This is a genomic window from Pseudoalteromonas sp. TP27 (genome assembly GCF_056470645.1).
In genome coordinates this window covers 15,005-30,797 of the sequence record NZ_JARDAK010000015.1, presented here as the reverse complement: position 1 = coordinate 30,797, position 15,793 = coordinate 15,005, and the positions used below count along the sequence as shown (strand labels likewise).

The following is a 15,793-nucleotide window of genomic DNA, read 5'->3' as shown; positions in this document are numbered from 1 at the left end:
TCAAATATTTTATAAAACGCCGCGACGCTCTTGGTCGCGTTCGATTGATTCAAATAATGCTTGGAAGTTACCTTCACCAAAGCCACCATCATCAACGCGTTGGATCATTTCTATAAAGATTGGACCAAATAAGTTTTTAGAGAAGATTTGTAATAAGTAACAATTCTCACTTTGGCTATCTACAAGTATTTGATGTTGACGAATCTTTTCTTTATCTTCAGCAACCCACGGCACACGGTCAAAGATAGTGTCGTAGTACTCTGGAATAATATCCAAAGTAGCGATTGTTGATTTATCAAGCTTATCAAGAGAGCTTACTAAATCATCTGTTAAAAACGCTAAATGCTGAACGCCTGGGCCGTTGTATTCGCCAAGGTATTCATCAATTTGGTTATTATCGTTTCCTTTACCTTCATTAATTGGGATAGAGAAGGTGCCACAAGGGGATTTAAGTGCATACGAAATAAGCGCTGTTTTTTGACCTTTAATGTCAAAGTAGCGTACTTCTGTAAAACCAAATACGTCTTTATAAAAGTTAGCCCATTTTTCCATGGTGCCTTTATAAACGTTATTAGTTAAATGATCGATTCGGATAAAGCCTTTATCTTCTACAACATTTTGCGTTTCTAAATCTTCAAAATCACTTTCGTAAATAGTGCCTTTGTCGCCAAAATTTTCAATAAAGTAAATTAGGCTGTCGCCAATGCCATAAATTGCAGGGTAAGGCATGTTTTTATGTGTTGAATCAGTGGCTGGTTTCGCACCACGTTCCACTGCTGTATCAAATGCTTTTTGCGCATTCTCAACACGCCAACCCATTGAACAAATAGCAGGACCATGGCTTTTAGCAAATTCGGCAGAAAAACCTTCACGCTCGTTATTCAGTAAAAAATGAATATCGTTTTGGTTGTAATAAACAATGTCTTTACCTTTGAATTTTTTAAGCTTAGAGAAGCCAAAATCAGTAAATACTTTATCCATATAATCAGCATCAGGTGTTGCGTACTCGGTAAATTCAATACCGACTAAACCTAAATAGTTATTTACTTCACTCATTATTATTACTCCCGCAATTAAGCACTGCGATTATGTGTTGTTGTCATATTGCAGTAGATAATCAACCAGATTTTTGATTTGGGGAAGAGGAGAACACTATTTAGTAAATGCGGTGTGTGTAAATTTAATAGGACGGTTATTACAAAGTTACGTGTTTGTAATACAGTTAAGAGAGATGAAGTAACATGCAATAGACTTGAATAACGAATAACTCTTTTAACTCATTGTTTTTAAAAAATAAAAATAAAAAATCACTTGAATAAAGCTCCCTTTGGAAATGAACAAACAAAAGCTGTTTTGTACTTAATTGTTTACGCTTTGAGGAGGCCACCAAAAAATTTGTCTCGCAGCTCTATCTAAAGGTTAACTTTTTTGTGAAGGAGCTTATTTTTAATTTCATCTTGGATCATGGCATGCCCAGTATAAAGTGGAGCATTTAAATAACAGGGTACTTTTTTGTAGTTATTATCAGTAAGTAAAAGTACTGCTTTATTAATCGTCTAACGCTTGGTTATTTCGTTATTAAAATATAACTTCAAATACGCCAATTATTGGTGCTGTGCAGATCACAAATACTACAAAGTGGCATTTCTCCAGATCAGCAGTATCAAAATAACTCCCCCTGAAAAATAAGTTGGCCATAACCACCACTCATAAATAATGTATGAGGCGTTTGGTTTGCTGTTTGATTATAGAATACTTTAATGCGGCTGAATATTGCTCTTGGTAGTCCAAACGAGCAGGTAAGCCTGCAACATAGGCAAGTTTTATTAGGGCAGAATATCGGTTAACGAGAGTGTGTGCGGGGAAAGTTGAATAAAAAAAATTCCCCCATAGACGCTATGGAGGAATGTTTAGGTTATGTTGTTATATTAAAAATAAATAACAATTAAGAGACTTTCTCTTCTAACCCTTGTTTTTCCCATACTTTAGCTTTAAAAGTTATTAGTACTAAAACAACACCAACACCAATGCTAAATAATGCAATTTGTAAGTATAAGTTAGGAATTTCATCAACATTATTCGGATCGAAATTACCAGCAAGTAAACCTGCAATAATATTACCGATTGAGTAAGTTAATACAAATACACCCATCATTTGACCTGTGTAACGTCTAGGTGATAACTTGCTTACTGCACTTAACGCTACCGGGCTTAAACAAAGCTCACCCACAGTATGTAAAAAGTACGTAGTAACAAGCCAGTAAGGCGCTACTTTTAAGCCTTCAGCTGCGTAATGAGCTGCCATAAACATAACTAAAAAGCCTGATGCCATGATAATTAAACCAATTGCACACTTAACGCTGTAGCTAGGTGATACTAAGCTTTTAGATAAGTTAATCCAAAGTGCTGCAAAAAATGGCGATAAGGCAATAATAAATAGTGAATTTAATGATTGAAACCACGTTGTTGGGATTTCAAAAGTACCAATAAGACGGTCAGTATAATCGCGTGCAAATAAGTTTAATGATGAACCCGCTTGTTCAAAGCCAGACCAAAAACATGCAGAAGCAATACAGACTAAAAATAGTGCCCACATTCTTTGTTTTTCAGCATCTGTTAATTTACCTGTAAAGTAAATAACACCAAAATAAACAAAAAAGATAATCGTGAATACAACAGCAACATAGCCTGCAACCACTGTTGGGTTGATTACAATTGCGCCGGTCATTGCCGCTGTAGTAACTGCAGCTGCAGCAATTATAAATGCAGCAATACTAGCCCAAGCGCGTGAAGTGCCTTTTGGGCCTAATGGATTAGCTGGTAAAGCACTATGCTCAGGTAAATTATTAAGTGAGCGTTTATACTGCACCAAACCAATAGCCATACCAACAGCTGCTGCACCAAACGCCCAGTGCCAACCTACGTTTTCCATAAAGTAACCACATACGTAGTAACCAATTAAAGAGCCTAAGTTAATACCCATGTAATAAATAGCGTAACCACCATCACGACGCTCATCAGCATCACTGTAAAGTTGGCCAACCATTGCACTGATATTTGGTTTTAGCAAACCAGTACCTGTTGCTACAAATATTAAACCAATAAAGAAAGAATAATCATGTGGGATAGCCAAAATAATGTGGCCAATCATAATAATTATGCCGCCATACCACACTGCTTTTTGACCGCCGAATAACCTATCAGCTAACCAACCACCTGGTAACCCTAAAAAGTATACTGCGCCTGTGTATAAGCCATAGATTGCAGCAGCAGATGCAACAGTAAAGGCCAGACCTTCTTCTTGTAAGCTTGCTGTCATAAATAATACGAGCATAGCTCGCATACCGTAATAACTCATTCGTTCCCACATTTCAGTGAAGAACAATGTTGAAAGTCCTTTAGGGTGGCCAAACCAGCCACTATCTGGAGCTGAACTCATATTTACTTCCTAACTTTAAGTATTGTTATGATGGCCTTATAATTTTTTGCTTTAGCTATCTTAGTATTTAGACATACTAAAATGCTCGACCATCAGTATATTATTTGTAGCTAAGATAATGATTTGCTATATGGCAGTAACACCACAAGGTAAGAGACACACCCTTATCCTAGTTACAATTGCGCTCAAGTATACATATACCTTAGTGCTAGGGGAAGTATTCGCAGTGTATCAGCTTATACCAAGTTAAAACTCAGCATAAGGAACAATAGGAGTACCCGGGAACTCAGTGTTACGTAAACAGGATTAAAGCAATAACATATATAAAGCTGACCAAAATTGGGTTCGTAAAAGTCAGAACGATCAATCGCTAAGTAACCACCAAAAAACCAATGTGGCGTTATTCTGTACTCAAAACTACCTTCAAGATTGTATGAAATACCAGAACTTGTTTCACCTTCAAAAACAGGGTCAACACCTGTTATTGACTCTCTATCATATGCAGCTATTTGCAAATCGCCATCGTTAGGGGAAAAGTCAATAGATTGAGTTTTTGTTTGCGAGTATGAAACACCTGCTTTTAATCGATAAACAAAATCATCGCCCCAACACGCGTCATAAGTAGGCGATAACGCAGCATAAATGCAAACATGCGCTGCCCTACTGGTTCGTCCTAGGGGTTATTTACTCTTTGTTGCCTACATGGATGCAGGTAAGGGGCGTGAGCAGGACGCGGAAGCTTTGCTCGGTTTTTACTTAGCCCACTAGGTTACAAATCTCGCGCCGCGATTAAACAGCCCCTAGTTTGAACAAATTTTAATCCGCAAAGGTCAACAGACCCTAGATGATGGTGATTGGTCAGCCTACCCGCAGGTAAGTAATTAAATACTAAACCTTCAGAAAGCAGTACTGATTTAGCTAAATTATAAATATCAGTACTGCTTTTATTTGCTTCATTATATTCCAGAGCAGAGGATTTAACACTCTGTTTTGTCCAAAAATGTTTACAATAAGCTACCTTCTCAAAGCGACATAGCGTATTATTCGGCTAATATAGTTTTTCCTTCTTTGAGGATGTATGCGTCTAGATATTCACTGTGCTGATCGAATTGGTATTGCCCAAGAAATCCTTAATATACTAGTTAACTACAGCGTTGATTTAAAAGGAATCGAAGTCGATTCTGTTAATTGTCGTATGTATGTGAGTTTCCCTGAAATTGAATTTGAACAATTCCAAAAAATTATGCCATCGATACGTTTAATCGACGGTGTACATGACGTGCGTACTACTGCATTTTTACCCTCTGAGCGTGAACATAACGAATTAAATACTTTACTACGTGCATTGCCTGATGGAGTCATCTCTATTGATGCTAAAGGCTGGGTACGTTTATGTAACGATGCAGCATGTAAAGACTTACAATTAATTGAAAAAGAGGTTATTGGTGCAAATATTAATAACTTACTTAAAGGCTTTAACTTTACACGTTGGTTAGAGGGTAAAGAAGTGCTTGGGCAAACCACACGTGTTGAAGTCGCTGGTGAGGATTTTATTGCAGATATTTTGCCAATTGCAGTACCACAAGGTAGTGAAGGTGATGTGCTTGCGGGTGCGGTTATTAATATTAAATCGCAAAGTCGTTTAGGACAACAAGTCAGTGCATTTAGGCGTTACGGGCAAGAAAGCTTTGCGACTATTCATAATTTTAGTACGTCAATGCGCCGAGTAGTTCGCGAAGCACGCAAAATGGCCCAGCTAGAAGCCCCTATTTTGATTACCGGTGAAACTGGGACAGGTAAAGAGCTACTCGCTCGTGCGTGTCATTACGCATCTAATCGCTCAGTTAAACCTTTTATTGCGTTGTCGTGTGCTTCGCTTCCCGATGATGTTGCTGAGTCTGAATTATTTGGTTATGCCGGATACGAAGAAAATGCAGCGCCAAAGCGTGGTGTATTAGAGCAAGCCGATGGTGGAACTGTGTTTTTAGATGAAGTTGGCGAAATGTCGACTCAACTACAAACGAAGTTACTGCGCTTCTTACAAGATGGCACATTTAGAAAAGTAGGCGATGAGAACGAAGTTAAAGTAAATGTACGTATTGTTGCAGCTACTCAAAAAGACTTGCCTGCAATGGTACAAGAAGGGGTTTTTAGAGAAGATCTATATTACCGTATAAATGTACTTACTTTAGAAATTGCGCCACTAAGAGATAGAAAGGCAGATGTAGGACCACTTGCTGAGCACTTTATTCAAAAGTACGCGCAACAAAATGGTCATGCAATTCCTGTTTTATCACAAGAGTGCTTGAGCTTTTTACAAGCGTATCCGTGGCCAGGAAATGTTCGTCAGCTAGAAAATGCAATTTACCGTGCAGTGTCGTTACTAGATGATAGCGAGCTTCGCGTAGAGCATTTACAGTTACCCACTTTTACCCATGATTTAGGGTATTTAGAGTCTGATTTTGAAGGCTCACTAGATCAAGCGGTTAAACGTTTTGAAGCGACTCTACTCCGTAAACTCTATCCAGCGTATCCAAGCTCACGCCAGTTAGCTAAACGATTAGGCCTTAGTCATACGGCTGTCGCTAATAAGTTACGTGATTACGGCATTAATCGAAAAACAGTCAAAGTGTAATTGACATAAAGCAATTAAAATATGGGGCTAATTTTTAGTGCCCATATTTTTTGTTACCCCATCAATTGCAATCGTCTCGATAACTTCTTCGTTAAAGTTCATTACAATGCTGGCGTTATTACGAGTGAAAAAATAGCTTCGGCCATTAAGCTCAATCACATAATCGCCTTTTACGGGGTCGCTAAATTGCTGTTTTTTTAAAGTGACTTTATGCCCACCAATTTGCCATTCAAACTCTTTAATAAATCCATTGTTAAATTATTGCACCCATACTTGGTTGTCATCATTTGAAAGGGTGATAGCGACTGAATAAGAGCTAGGAATTGCTCCATGTTGTAACTCTTAGCTCCAATAGTGAGTTTTTCAGCTTTTTGTTGCCATTCAAAACCAAATTTAAACTCTTTTACCACACCTGTAGGGTAGGTAACAGAGCCTTTACCTGGTAGTGAAAAGTCGGCAAATGCACTGTAACTAGGTATTAATAAAACTAGCGCAGTGATAATTTTTAGTTTTGATTTCATGAGTTATCTTTTTATTATAATAACGATTTAAGGTTAAAGTAGAATATTCGTCTTCGCAGGGGGCTATGCTACACTCGAATAAATTTAACTGGTAAGACCTTTTTTGTGAACTTATATATTCGACTTTTATTACTGTTTTTTAAAATCAAACGAAACACGCAATATCAAAATTTACTTGATACGGTAGACATTGATTACAAAGCTTTACCTACTGATTGCGACATTAATCTACATTTAACTAATTCACGTTATCTCGCGATGATGGATTTATCTCGCACGTGGATGACTGAACGAGTTGGCTTACTAAAGCAAATAATGAAGCGGCGTTGGTTTCCGATTGTTAATGCGACTGCCATTACTTATATCCGCGATATTAAACCTATGCAGCGATATACAATAAGTACTAAGTTAGTTGGCTGGGATCATAAATACTTTTATATTGAGCAAAAGTTTCATTCAGAACGTGGCCTACATGCTATAGCTTATGTACGCGGTGTATTTAAAAGTAAAAAAGGTATTATAAGTATTGAAGAAATGCTTGAAGTTGCTGGTTTTGATGGACAAACACCTATATTGCCAAGTGAAGTTATGCACTGGAAAGAAATGCTAGAACAGAAAAAGTTAAGTAACTTACCCAAGTAACTTATAGTTTTTACAAATGAAAAAAAGGCCTTTCGGCCTTTCAACACACATTATAAATTGGTTAACTACGCATGGCTTTGTTAGATGCTTTAAAAGCTGTATCTAACACCGAACATAGCAACAACTGGGTCAAGTTCAACCGTTGATGTAAGTGCTTTTTCACCGTTAGCGTAAACAGTGGCGTCGGTGTCAATATCCATAATTGATACCATGGCGTGTAGACCCCAATTTTTATCAATCTTATAGTTAGCACCTACCTGAGCCATAAAGCCAAACGAATCATCTAATTTTACTTCTACATCGTCTGTACCTAGCGTCGTTTTAAGTGCTTGAGAAGGTTGCTCATCAAAAAATGCGGTGTAGTTTATGCCTACGCCTATAAAGGGTCTTAGCGCATAACTTGTATCTAAAAAGTGGTATTGCGCAACTAATGAAGGAGGAAGTTGTTTTATATCAGCAATTTTGTTGCCGGCTAAACCGCCAGTGCCATTCACATCGTGTGAAAACGGTGTTGCTGCTATTAACTCTAGCACCCATTGATCGTTAAACGCATAATCTACGGTGATACCCATTTGAGTATCAGAATCACCTTTAAGGCCCAACGTAGGTGCTTCATTAATAGCTGAGCTACTGTTATCAGGGTTTACGTTAATGGCGCCAACATTTACGCTAAAGTTAGCGTGTGCAGCTGGAGAGAGTGCTAATAAAGAGGTTAATAATGCGATGCTAATTTGAGTTTTCATGTTGTTCTCCAAGAACTACTGTTTGATTGGCGCTATTATTACCGAGGAATAAATATGAAAACCTGTTCTAGATCAAAGTTTCAAAAATGTTTGAACCTTGTGAAGTGTTTTATTGATTTAGATTAATTTTAGTGACGTTCTGCTTTTGTAAAGATTGACATATGTATTTGATTAACAGTCACATGAATAAATTAAGGCAGGCATTGCTTAGTCATAAACTCGCGTTTTAACAAAGGCTCTTGAATAAACAACAAAGTATTTTTTATCAGAATTTTAAAAGCACTAAAAGAGATGAGTACTTAAAAAGCTTTAGAAGATTAAAAATGCTATTAAGCAGGTGTTTATACCAATCTGTAATAATACCTAATCAATTTTAGGAATTAAATAGCCCCTAATTTGAACGAATTTTAATCTGCAAAGATCAACAGACCCTAAATATAAACCGAGTACTTTATCAGTTATCAAAGTACTCGGTGAATTGGCCATTACTTATTAATAGTTATTCTAAATAACGTTTAGCTTTGTTTTCTTTTATATTTTCAAGATCGACTAATACCAATCCATCAATACAATTATTAAAATCGGGATCAATACTAAAACTTAAAAATTGCACTCCACCTGGTTTACAAAGTTCAGTGTATTGCTTAAATAAAGTAGGCACTTGAGCACTCATATTTGCTAACACATGTTTTAACTCTACAAAATCCTCTTTAACGTCATCTCCGTTAAAAAGAGTATGGCACTGGGTTAGTTGTTGCTCAGTTAACTTAAACTCATTATTAGGCGTAGCTAATTCAATACCACTTTTATAGTAATGCTGATAGTAATAAACGAGCATGGCTTTTGCTTGCTCAGGCAGAGAGTTTGATACACTTACCGCGCCAAATAAGTATCTGTACTGTGGATAGTTTTTTATAAAAGCGCCAATGCCATACCATAAATAGTCGAGGCTCTTACGTCCCCAGTATTTAGGCTGTACAAAGCTTCTACCAAGCTCAATTCCTTGTTTTAGATAGGGTGTCATAGCATCAGTGTAAGTAAATAAACTGTCGGTATATAAACCTTCGCGGCCATGTTTTTTTATAATGTCTTGTGCACAGGCTAATCGGTAAGCACCAACTAGTTCTAGTTGCATAGGATCCCACAATACAAGGTGCTGATAATCCATATCGTACTTATCTATGTCACGGCGTTTACCGCTACCTTCGCCTACCGCTCTAAATGCAATTTCTCTAAGGCGCCCAAGCTCTCTAAAAATAGGGGAGCTTCCTGTATATTGATATAGATGAATATGCATACCGTCTTGTGTTTTGCCAAGAAGTTTGCATTGCTCAATTGCTTTTTTTAGATCTTTTCTGCACTCAGGAACCGCAATAGGGGTTTGTGTTTTAAGCGGCAAGGCTTTTTTAGTGGTAAGCCTATAAAGCTGTTTGCGTATAAGGTTTACAACTTCTTTATCTTTAAGGTTTTCTATTAAGTAAGACTCAGGAGGGATAGAAGCACCAATTTCAAACTCTAAAGATTTTTGGCGCTGCTTAAACATTTCAGCCACTAATAGTAAACTTGCTAGCGGCTTATAAATCATCGATGTGCCATAAAAAAGTGGACTGTTTTTGGCTTTAATATAAATAGGTAAAATAGGGCAATTAGCCTTTTTGGCCATACGTAAAAAGCCACTATTCCATTTACAGTCTTTAATGCCCATTGGCCCTAATCGCGATACTTCTCCGGCTGGAAATATAAGTAATACCCCTTCATTTTTTAAATGGTTTTGTATATTACTAAGTTCTTGTTTTTTACTCATGCCTGATAAGTTATCTACAGGGAGTAAAAGTGAGTGCATTGCGGTAACCGACATTAACATGCGGTTTGCCACTACTTTTAAATCTTGCCTTAGCGTTGAAATTACTTTAATGAGTGCTAAAGCATCTAATGATCCAATAGGATGATTAGCAACGATAACAAGCTTACCTTCATTAGGAATATGCTCTATTTGTTTAGGTTTATAGCGTGTATCAAAATTGAGTTCATCAAGTACTTGCTCAACAAATTCTAATCCTTGTAGATGAGGGTAGGCATCACCAAAGGCAACAAATTCTCGTTCGTGCAATAAGTAGCCTAAGCCTTTTTTTACTAAACCTTTTACTTTTGGAGAGTTCTCTAGTTGTGGTAAGTTTGCAGCAATTACTTTATCAACACTTATCATATTAACCTCATATTCCGTTTGGCCTATTCGCCATACATGTAGATTAAAAAAAGGGTGTGACAGTTACTTTGCAGTAGTGTGACTTTTTAAAGTGCTAACTTATAAACTGTTTATTGCTAGGAGAATTTATGTCGGTATTGGTGGCTATAACGGGGCGTGACAACACAAAGCTAATAACGAAGTTACAAGAGCGATTACCAAATACACTGATAGAGCAGTGGCCTGATTGTAAAAACGCAAATAATGTGGATTTTGTACTTGCATGGAAAGCGCCAGAGTCTATGTGGCCGCAGCTAACTAACTTAAAGGCTGTGTCGTCATTTGGTGCTGGTGTAGATAGTATAGATTTAACACTACTCGACGAAAGTGTTGAAGTAGTACGTATTGTTGATAAGCAATTGGCTGAAGATATGGCCGAGTATGTACTTACCCATATACTAGCGCAAAAGTTACGTTTAAAAGAGTATTACATTAAACAAACGCAGCAAACATGGAAGCCAAAACGAGCATATAGTAATAAACATGTTGGAATACTTGGATTTGGTGAACTAGGTAAAGCATGTGCACAAAAGCTTATAAATAATGGCTTTAAGGTAAGTGCCTGGGCGCAAAGTAATAAAAATAGCACTAATGTCGATATTTTCTATGGTGATGAAGGACTTAATTGCATGCTTCCTGAGGTTGATTACCTTGTATGCCTATTACCCCTTACAAAAGCGACGATAGGTATTATTAATCATGTAATGCTCACAAAGTTACCTTCACATGCTGTTGTTATTAATGTGGCACGCGGCGCTCATGTTATTGAACAAGACCTACTTAATGCATTAAATAACGAGAGCTTACGCGCTGCAACACTCGATGTGTTTGATGAGGAACCATTGCCACAGACCCACTCTTACTGGACGAACTCAAAAATAACGCTTACGCCACATTGCGCGGCGCTTTCTGATTTAAATAGCGTTATAGATCAAATAGCCGATAATATTGAACGCTTAAATAAGGGCTTAGTACTTAATAATCGAGTAAATAGAACTAAAGGTTATTAGCTGATAGCTAATTAGTTTAAAAAATAACTTGTTAACATATGTAATTTTTATTAATCTGAAGGTGTACTCATTAATAAAAATAAAAGAGGGTCTTATGAAGTCAAGTCAAAATGGTGTGAAATTAAGCTTAGTAGTCATTTCAATTATTATACTCGGTGTTTCAGCTTGGTTTAATCAAGCTAATGCAGAAGATACTCCCTCTAAAACACATACCCAAAGTGAATTAACAATAGAAGATTAATCTCGCTAATTATATATTTACCGATTTTAGTGTCTCTACTAGTCGCTATTTTTGTTGGCATATAAGACCCTAGCATCATCATTTCCGCAGTATCGATTTGCACTGTATAAGTGGTTAAAAAAGCAGGTAGCTGTTTTAGCCATTTATTATTGTATTATCTAGATCTCCAGTCTTATTCCTACTTTCAATCTCATGGTGTATCAATACAAAGCATACGCCTAATTGGTGGCAATCGATTGTAAATTATATGATGTCATTCGTGTATACCAAAGAGATTGGCCATCAGAATTTAAGGTTTGTGCCCTATACTTTATTTTTATTATCGTGTTTTTTTATTTGTGACGATAATACCTATTCCAATAAATAGCTGATCTATTTTACTTGCTAAAACAACCTATTTCTTTGTTGTAAATTGCGCAAAGGGAACAACCATTTACATCAATTTACGCCTAGAACTGAATCATTTTAGGAGCAAACCAAACGATAGCCGTATTAAAATTTCTCATTTAGAACAACTAAATAACGACTTTTTCGCCTTACTATCGACACGATTTTACAGCCTCAAAAATAGGCCACTTAATTAAGCTAATTGATATAACAGTTACAATATTTTCTGCGGAAGATAAAAATAAGTAACATCCAGATAAAGAAGTAATAATTTCTATAAAAAATGTATGAGTTAAATTTTATTTTAGTTCAAAGTACCTTCTAATATCTTTAAGCTTTTAACAAAAAAGCCCAGCATTGCTGGGCTATTAAAAATTCTAGGGAAAAGTTGTTAACTTTGGGTTACGTTAAATTGCCCAAATGTATAAACTTTAAACAAGTAAAAAGTATTGATCAATACTAAACTCATATTTGAAATAACACTCGACGACATAAGATCTAAGCTAAATGATAGGAATAGTAAACCACATGCACTAATAGCGGCAACGCGCAGCAGTGTTATCTGGTTAATAAAGAATGCACCTAAACCTAGTGCAAGTAGTATCGTGTTTAAAAGCCAATCTAGCTCGTTTAGCATGGTCGTTTCAATAGTTCAGTTGTTGAAAAAAGGAGCGCCATTATGTTGATCTTTTGCACACCTTTCAACCAAGTAATTTTAAATTTTCAGATTAGTTTTTTTAATGATAAAAGTGACTACCTATTACTGTAAACAAACCATTATCAGCAATTACTTGATACTTTTAGCAGCTCTCTGGTTTTTGTAAATCACTGCATAAATAAAAGGAGTTATGGCTAGAGTCATAGGTGGGATTAAGTTTGAAACAATTAAAGTAGCCCCTTTGGCAAAGAGTCCACGTCAGTAAACATTTTCACTTACCATCCCTAATTTTTTATAGGTGAGCAAGGTTGGTCTTGGAAAGGCTAAAATTATTACAGCAACGACAGCGAGTGATATAGATAATCCCTTTTTTGACTTTGTTTTTTGGTTTGTATCATTCTTTGTTTTAGTATTTAGCTCTGTAGCTAGAGGACGCTGACTAGGGCGCTGACTAGGGCGCTGTGATTTTCTTTTTTGTGGGTGTTTTACCTAGCAACGACTGTTTATTTGGTGTTTTAGACATAAAGCAAATCTGGCCTTTTTTCTGAAGGTCTCTATAATTAAATGAGTAAATTTATAAACTAAGCTAATTAATATGATAACTTAAAGTTAGCTTACAGCCTACGAGGAATAAAGATGAATACGCAGCTATCAATTTTAATTGTAGATGACGTTAGCACAGTGCGTAGCTTTTTGAGTCAAACGCTCATGCACTTAGGGATAGAGAGCGTAAAGGAAGCATCTACTGCCTCGCAATGTATTAGTGAGTGCCAAGCTGCAAATTATAATATTATTTTTTTAGACATTGAATTGCCGGACGGCGATGGTAAAGATTTGATTGCACAAATTAATGAATTAAGTCCAGAGACAAATGTGGTGATGGTATCTGCACACTCAGGTATTGAAAATGTTAAGGATGCAATTGATAAAGGCGCTAAGGGGTTTGTAGTAAAGCCATTTACACCTAAAAAAATAGCGGCAATGCTTAAGAAATTTTATCCAGATTTAGAAAATGTTTAATAACGAAAAGTATATTTAAAATTTAAATAAAAAAAAACCGGCAAAAGCCGGTTTTTTATATTCTATCAAAAACAAATTATAGAGCTTTAATCTTAGCTGCTATACGGCTCTTATGACGAGCTGCTTTGTTTTTGTGAATTAGACCCTTAGTTGCGTAACGGTCTAGGATAGGTGTAGCAACAGAAAAAGCTTGCTGTGCAGCTTCTTTATCGCCCGCTTCAATAGCAACAATTACTTTTTTGAAGTAAGTGCGCATCATTGAACGACGGCTTGCGTTGTGCTGACGGTTTTTTTCGCTTGTGATAGCGCGTTTTTTTGCAGACTTGATGTTAGCCAAGGTTTGCTCCTAACAATCTTAAAATAAAGCTTAAATTAAAGGCCGTGGAATATGCCTGTTTCTATCATGGATGTCAATTTAAATTTAACAATCCAAGAAAAACTGCACCATATAACGAGCATCAATTTGCCGCTTTAGCAGTTAATACCGACATTGTAACAAAGCACAGACCCTCAGCCTAGTGCTTTAAAGCGATTTATAAAAAAGACTGTGGCATAATTGCCTATCTTGAGGATTTTTGAGTAGGTTTAAGGTGTCAAAAGGTTTATTTCGCTCCGGTATGATTGTTAGTTGTATGACTATGATATCGCGCATTTTAGGGCTCGTTCGAGATGCTGTTGTTGCTAATTTATTGGGTGCAAGTGCTGCGGCTGATGTTTTTTTATTTGCTAACCGTATTCCTAATTTTTTACGTCGTTTATTTGCAGAAGGTGCATTCGCACAAGCATTTGTCCCCGTGTTGAGTGAAATTAAAGAACAGCAAGGCGACGACAAGGTCAGACTTTTTGTTGCACAAGCAGCAGGCACATTAGGAACCATTTTACTGATTGTCACTATTATAGGTGTTGTTGCGTCTCCTGTTATTGCTGCACTATTTGGCACAGGCTGGTTTATTGATTGGTGGCAGGGCGGGCCTAATGCCGAAAAATTTGAACTTGCAAGCTCACTGCTTAAATTTACATTCCCTTATTTGTTTTTTGTAAGCCTTGTGGCACTTAGTGGTGCGGTGATGAACGTGTATAACCGTTTTGCTGTTGCTGCATTTACACCTGTTCTACTCAATATTTCTATTATTACATGTGCAATTTTTTTACATGATAAATTTAGTGTGGGTGCTTATTCTCTCGCAATTGGGGTGTTTATTGGTGGTGTTGTGCAGTTATTGTTTCAACTTCCATTTTTATACCGTGCAAAAATGTTGGCACGTCCGCGTTGGGCATGGCAAGACGAAAACGTAAAAAAAGTACGCAAACTTATGCTACCAGCTTTATTTGGCGTATCTATCAGCCAAATTAACTTATTGCTTGATACCATGATTGCATCATTATTGATGACGGGCTCAATCGCATGGCTTTATTATTCAGACCGTTTAATAGAATTTCCGCTGGGTTTATTTGGTATTGGTATTGCGACAGTTATTTTACCGGCGCTCTCTAAGTTACATAGCAGTAAAAAAAGTAGCGACTTTCAGCATACTCTCGATTGGGGGGTGCGTTTTGTAATATTTTTAGGTCTGCCGGCGATGATTGGTTTAATGATCATCAGCCCGCTTATTATTACCGTGTTGTTTGACCACGGTGCGTTTAAAGAAGACAGTGTTGATCATGTTAAAGCAGTTAGTTTAGGTGTAGTTGCATATTCGGTAGGCCTTGTGAGCTTCATGCTCATTAAAGTACTCGCTCCTGGCTTTTATGCTCGCCAAGATACAAAAACGCCGGTGCGTATTGGTATTATTACCTTAGTGTTGAATATGGTATTTAATATTATGCTGGCTCCTTTCATTGGTTATTTAGGATTAGCACTTGCTACTTCGCTATCGGCTAGTTGTAATGCGTTTTTACTATACAGACAGCTTAAAAAAGAAAATGTGTATCAGTTTTCATCAATGAGCATGCGCTTTACACTTAAATGTGTTGTTGCAAGTATCGTTATGGGAGCTGTTACATGGTTTGTGAGCAGTTACTATTACTGGGCTGCATGGGCTTTTACACAGCAGGTAATCTTATTAATAGCACTAGTGGCTTTGGCAGGTATTAGTTACTTTGCAATGCTATTTTTGATGGGCGTTAGACTAAATACGATAAAAAGTGTAGCAATTACTGAATCAAACTAAAAAAAAGATTATAATCGGCAACTCTGCGGCTTTAATAAAATTTTAGTCGTAATTAATAGCTCGCTAAACAAGGCATTAGGT

12 protein-coding genes and 2 pseudogenes are annotated in these 15,793 nt (G+C 36.8%); 6 read left to right on the top strand and 8 right to left on the bottom strand.

Features of this window, described 5'->3' with window-relative positions:
* Positions 1-9: 9 nt before the first annotated feature.
* From hppD to PX700_RS15890, 3 genes and pseudogenes are all read right to left on the bottom strand, one after another.
* Positions 10-1,056 carry a 4-hydroxyphenylpyruvate dioxygenase gene (hppD, locus tag PX700_RS15900; RefSeq protein ID WP_479521232.1) on the bottom strand — a complete coding sequence of 349 codons (1,047 nt, stop codon included), beginning with the start codon at positions 1,054-1,056 and terminating at the stop codon, positions 10-12.
* An 889-nt stretch (positions 1,057-1,945) separates the two neighbouring features.
* Positions 1,946-3,439: a peptide MFS transporter gene (locus tag PX700_RS15895; RefSeq protein ID WP_479521231.1), complete on the bottom strand. Its 1,494-nt coding sequence runs from the start codon at positions 3,437-3,439 to the stop codon at positions 1,946-1,948.
* Positions 3,440-3,685: 246 nt separating this feature from the next.
* Positions 3,686-4,062, bottom strand: a pseudogene (locus PX700_RS15890) (cellulose synthase subunit BcsC-related outer membrane protein); the annotation flags it as partial.
* A 455-nt stretch (positions 4,063-4,517) separates the two neighbouring features.
* On the opposite strand from PX700_RS15890, the gene tyrR reads away from it, so the two are divergent.
* Complete coding sequence (tyrR, locus tag PX700_RS15885) at positions 4,518-6,074, top strand: transcriptional regulator TyrR (RefSeq protein WP_479521230.1); 1,557 nt, start codon at positions 4,518-4,520, stop codon at positions 6,072-6,074.
* Between the two features lie 27 nt (positions 6,075-6,101).
* Here tyrR and PX700_RS15880 read toward each other — a convergent pair.
* Positions 6,102-6,595: pseudogene (locus tag PX700_RS15880) on the bottom strand (hypothetical protein).
* Between the two features lie 105 nt (positions 6,596-6,700).
* Between PX700_RS15880 and PX700_RS15875 the strand changes: the two are divergent.
* On the top strand, positions 6,701-7,237 hold the full coding sequence (locus tag PX700_RS15875; protein ID WP_166419989.1) for a thioesterase family protein: 537 nt from the start codon (positions 6,701-6,703) through the stop codon (positions 7,235-7,237).
* Positions 7,238-7,326: 89 nt separating this feature from the next.
* Here PX700_RS15875 and PX700_RS15870 read toward each other — a convergent pair whose 3' ends face one another.
* Both PX700_RS15870 and olsF read right to left on the bottom strand, forming a co-directional pair.
* A complete protein-coding gene (locus PX700_RS15870; RefSeq protein WP_479521229.1) occupies positions 7,327-7,980 on the bottom strand; it encodes an OmpW/AlkL family protein in 654 nt (217 codons plus the stop codon).
* A 499-nt stretch (positions 7,981-8,479) separates the two neighbouring features.
* Positions 8,480-10,186 carry a bifunctional ornithine lipid synthase OlsF gene (gene olsF, locus PX700_RS15865; RefSeq protein WP_415638345.1) on the bottom strand — a complete coding sequence of 569 codons (1,707 nt, stop codon included), beginning with the start codon at positions 10,184-10,186 and terminating at the stop codon, positions 8,480-8,482.
* A gap of 128 nt (positions 10,187-10,314) precedes the next feature.
* On the opposite strand from olsF, the gene PX700_RS15860 reads away from it, so the two are divergent.
* Positions 10,315-11,235 (top strand): 2-hydroxyacid dehydrogenase, encoded by a 921-nt coding sequence (locus tag PX700_RS15860; RefSeq protein WP_479521228.1) that lies wholly within the window; start codon positions 10,315-10,317, stop codon positions 11,233-11,235.
* A gap of 94 nt (positions 11,236-11,329) precedes the next feature.
* Complete coding sequence (locus PX700_RS15855) at positions 11,330-11,476, top strand: hypothetical protein (protein ID WP_415638347.1); 147 nt, start codon at positions 11,330-11,332, stop codon at positions 11,474-11,476.
* 778 nt (positions 11,477-12,254) lie between these two features.
* Here the strand turns inward: PX700_RS15855 and PX700_RS15850 are convergent.
* Positions 12,255-12,500 (bottom strand): hypothetical protein, encoded by a 246-nt coding sequence (locus tag PX700_RS15850; RefSeq protein WP_007376914.1) that lies wholly within the window; start codon positions 12,498-12,500, stop codon positions 12,255-12,257.
* Positions 12,501-13,157: 657 nt separating this feature from the next.
* On the opposite strand from PX700_RS15850, the gene PX700_RS15845 reads away from it, so the two are divergent.
* Positions 13,158-13,541 carry a response regulator gene (locus PX700_RS15845; RefSeq protein WP_415638348.1) on the top strand — a complete coding sequence of 128 codons (384 nt, stop codon included), beginning with the start codon at positions 13,158-13,160 and terminating at the stop codon, positions 13,539-13,541.
* Between the two features lie 76 nt (positions 13,542-13,617).
* On the opposite strand, the gene rpsT is transcribed toward PX700_RS15845, so the two are convergent.
* Entirely contained in the window at positions 13,618-13,878 is a 261-nt protein-coding gene (gene rpsT / locus PX700_RS15840) for a 30S ribosomal protein S20 (RefSeq protein ID WP_002958225.1), read from the bottom strand.
* A 295-nt stretch (positions 13,879-14,173) separates the two neighbouring features.
* Between rpsT and murJ the strand changes: the two genes are divergently transcribed.
* A complete protein-coding gene (murJ, locus tag PX700_RS15835; protein WP_479521227.1) occupies positions 14,174-15,712 on the top strand; it encodes a murein biosynthesis integral membrane protein MurJ in 1,539 nt (512 codons plus the stop codon).
* Positions 15,713-15,793 lie beyond the last annotated feature (81 nt).

What these genes read in the sequence shown, in the direction of transcription:
- PX700_RS15845 (WP_415638348.1), top strand. Translation starts at nt 13,158, where the DNA reads ATGAATACGCAGCTATCAATTTTAATTGTAGATGACGTTAGCACAGTG.
- hppD (WP_479521232.1), bottom strand. Translation starts at nt 1,056, where the DNA reads ATGAGTGAAGTAAATAACTATTTAGGTTTAGTCGGTATTGAATTTACC.
- PX700_RS15870 (WP_479521229.1), bottom strand. Translation starts at nt 7,980, where the DNA reads ATGAAAACTCAAATTAGCATCGCATTATTAACCTCTTTATTAGCACTC.
- PX700_RS15860 (WP_479521228.1), top strand. Translation starts at nt 10,315, where the DNA reads ATGTCGGTATTGGTGGCTATAACGGGGCGTGACAACACAAAGCTAATA.
- murJ (WP_479521227.1), top strand. Translation starts at nt 14,174, where the DNA reads ATGACTATGATATCGCGCATTTTAGGGCTCGTTCGAGATGCTGTTGTT.
- PX700_RS15855 (WP_415638347.1), top strand. Translation starts at nt 11,330, where the DNA reads ATGAAGTCAAGTCAAAATGGTGTGAAATTAAGCTTAGTAGTCATTTCA.
- olsF (WP_415638345.1), bottom strand. Translation starts at nt 10,186, where the DNA reads ATGATAAGTGTTGATAAAGTAATTGCTGCAAACTTACCACAACTAGAG.
- tyrR (WP_479521230.1), top strand. Translation starts at nt 4,518, where the DNA reads ATGCGTCTAGATATTCACTGTGCTGATCGAATTGGTATTGCCCAAGAA.
- PX700_RS15850 (WP_007376914.1), bottom strand. Translation starts at nt 12,500, where the DNA reads ATGCTAAACGAGCTAGATTGGCTTTTAAACACGATACTACTTGCACTA.
- PX700_RS15895 (WP_479521231.1), bottom strand. Translation starts at nt 3,439, where the DNA reads ATGAGTTCAGCTCCAGATAGTGGCTGGTTTGGCCACCCTAAAGGACTT.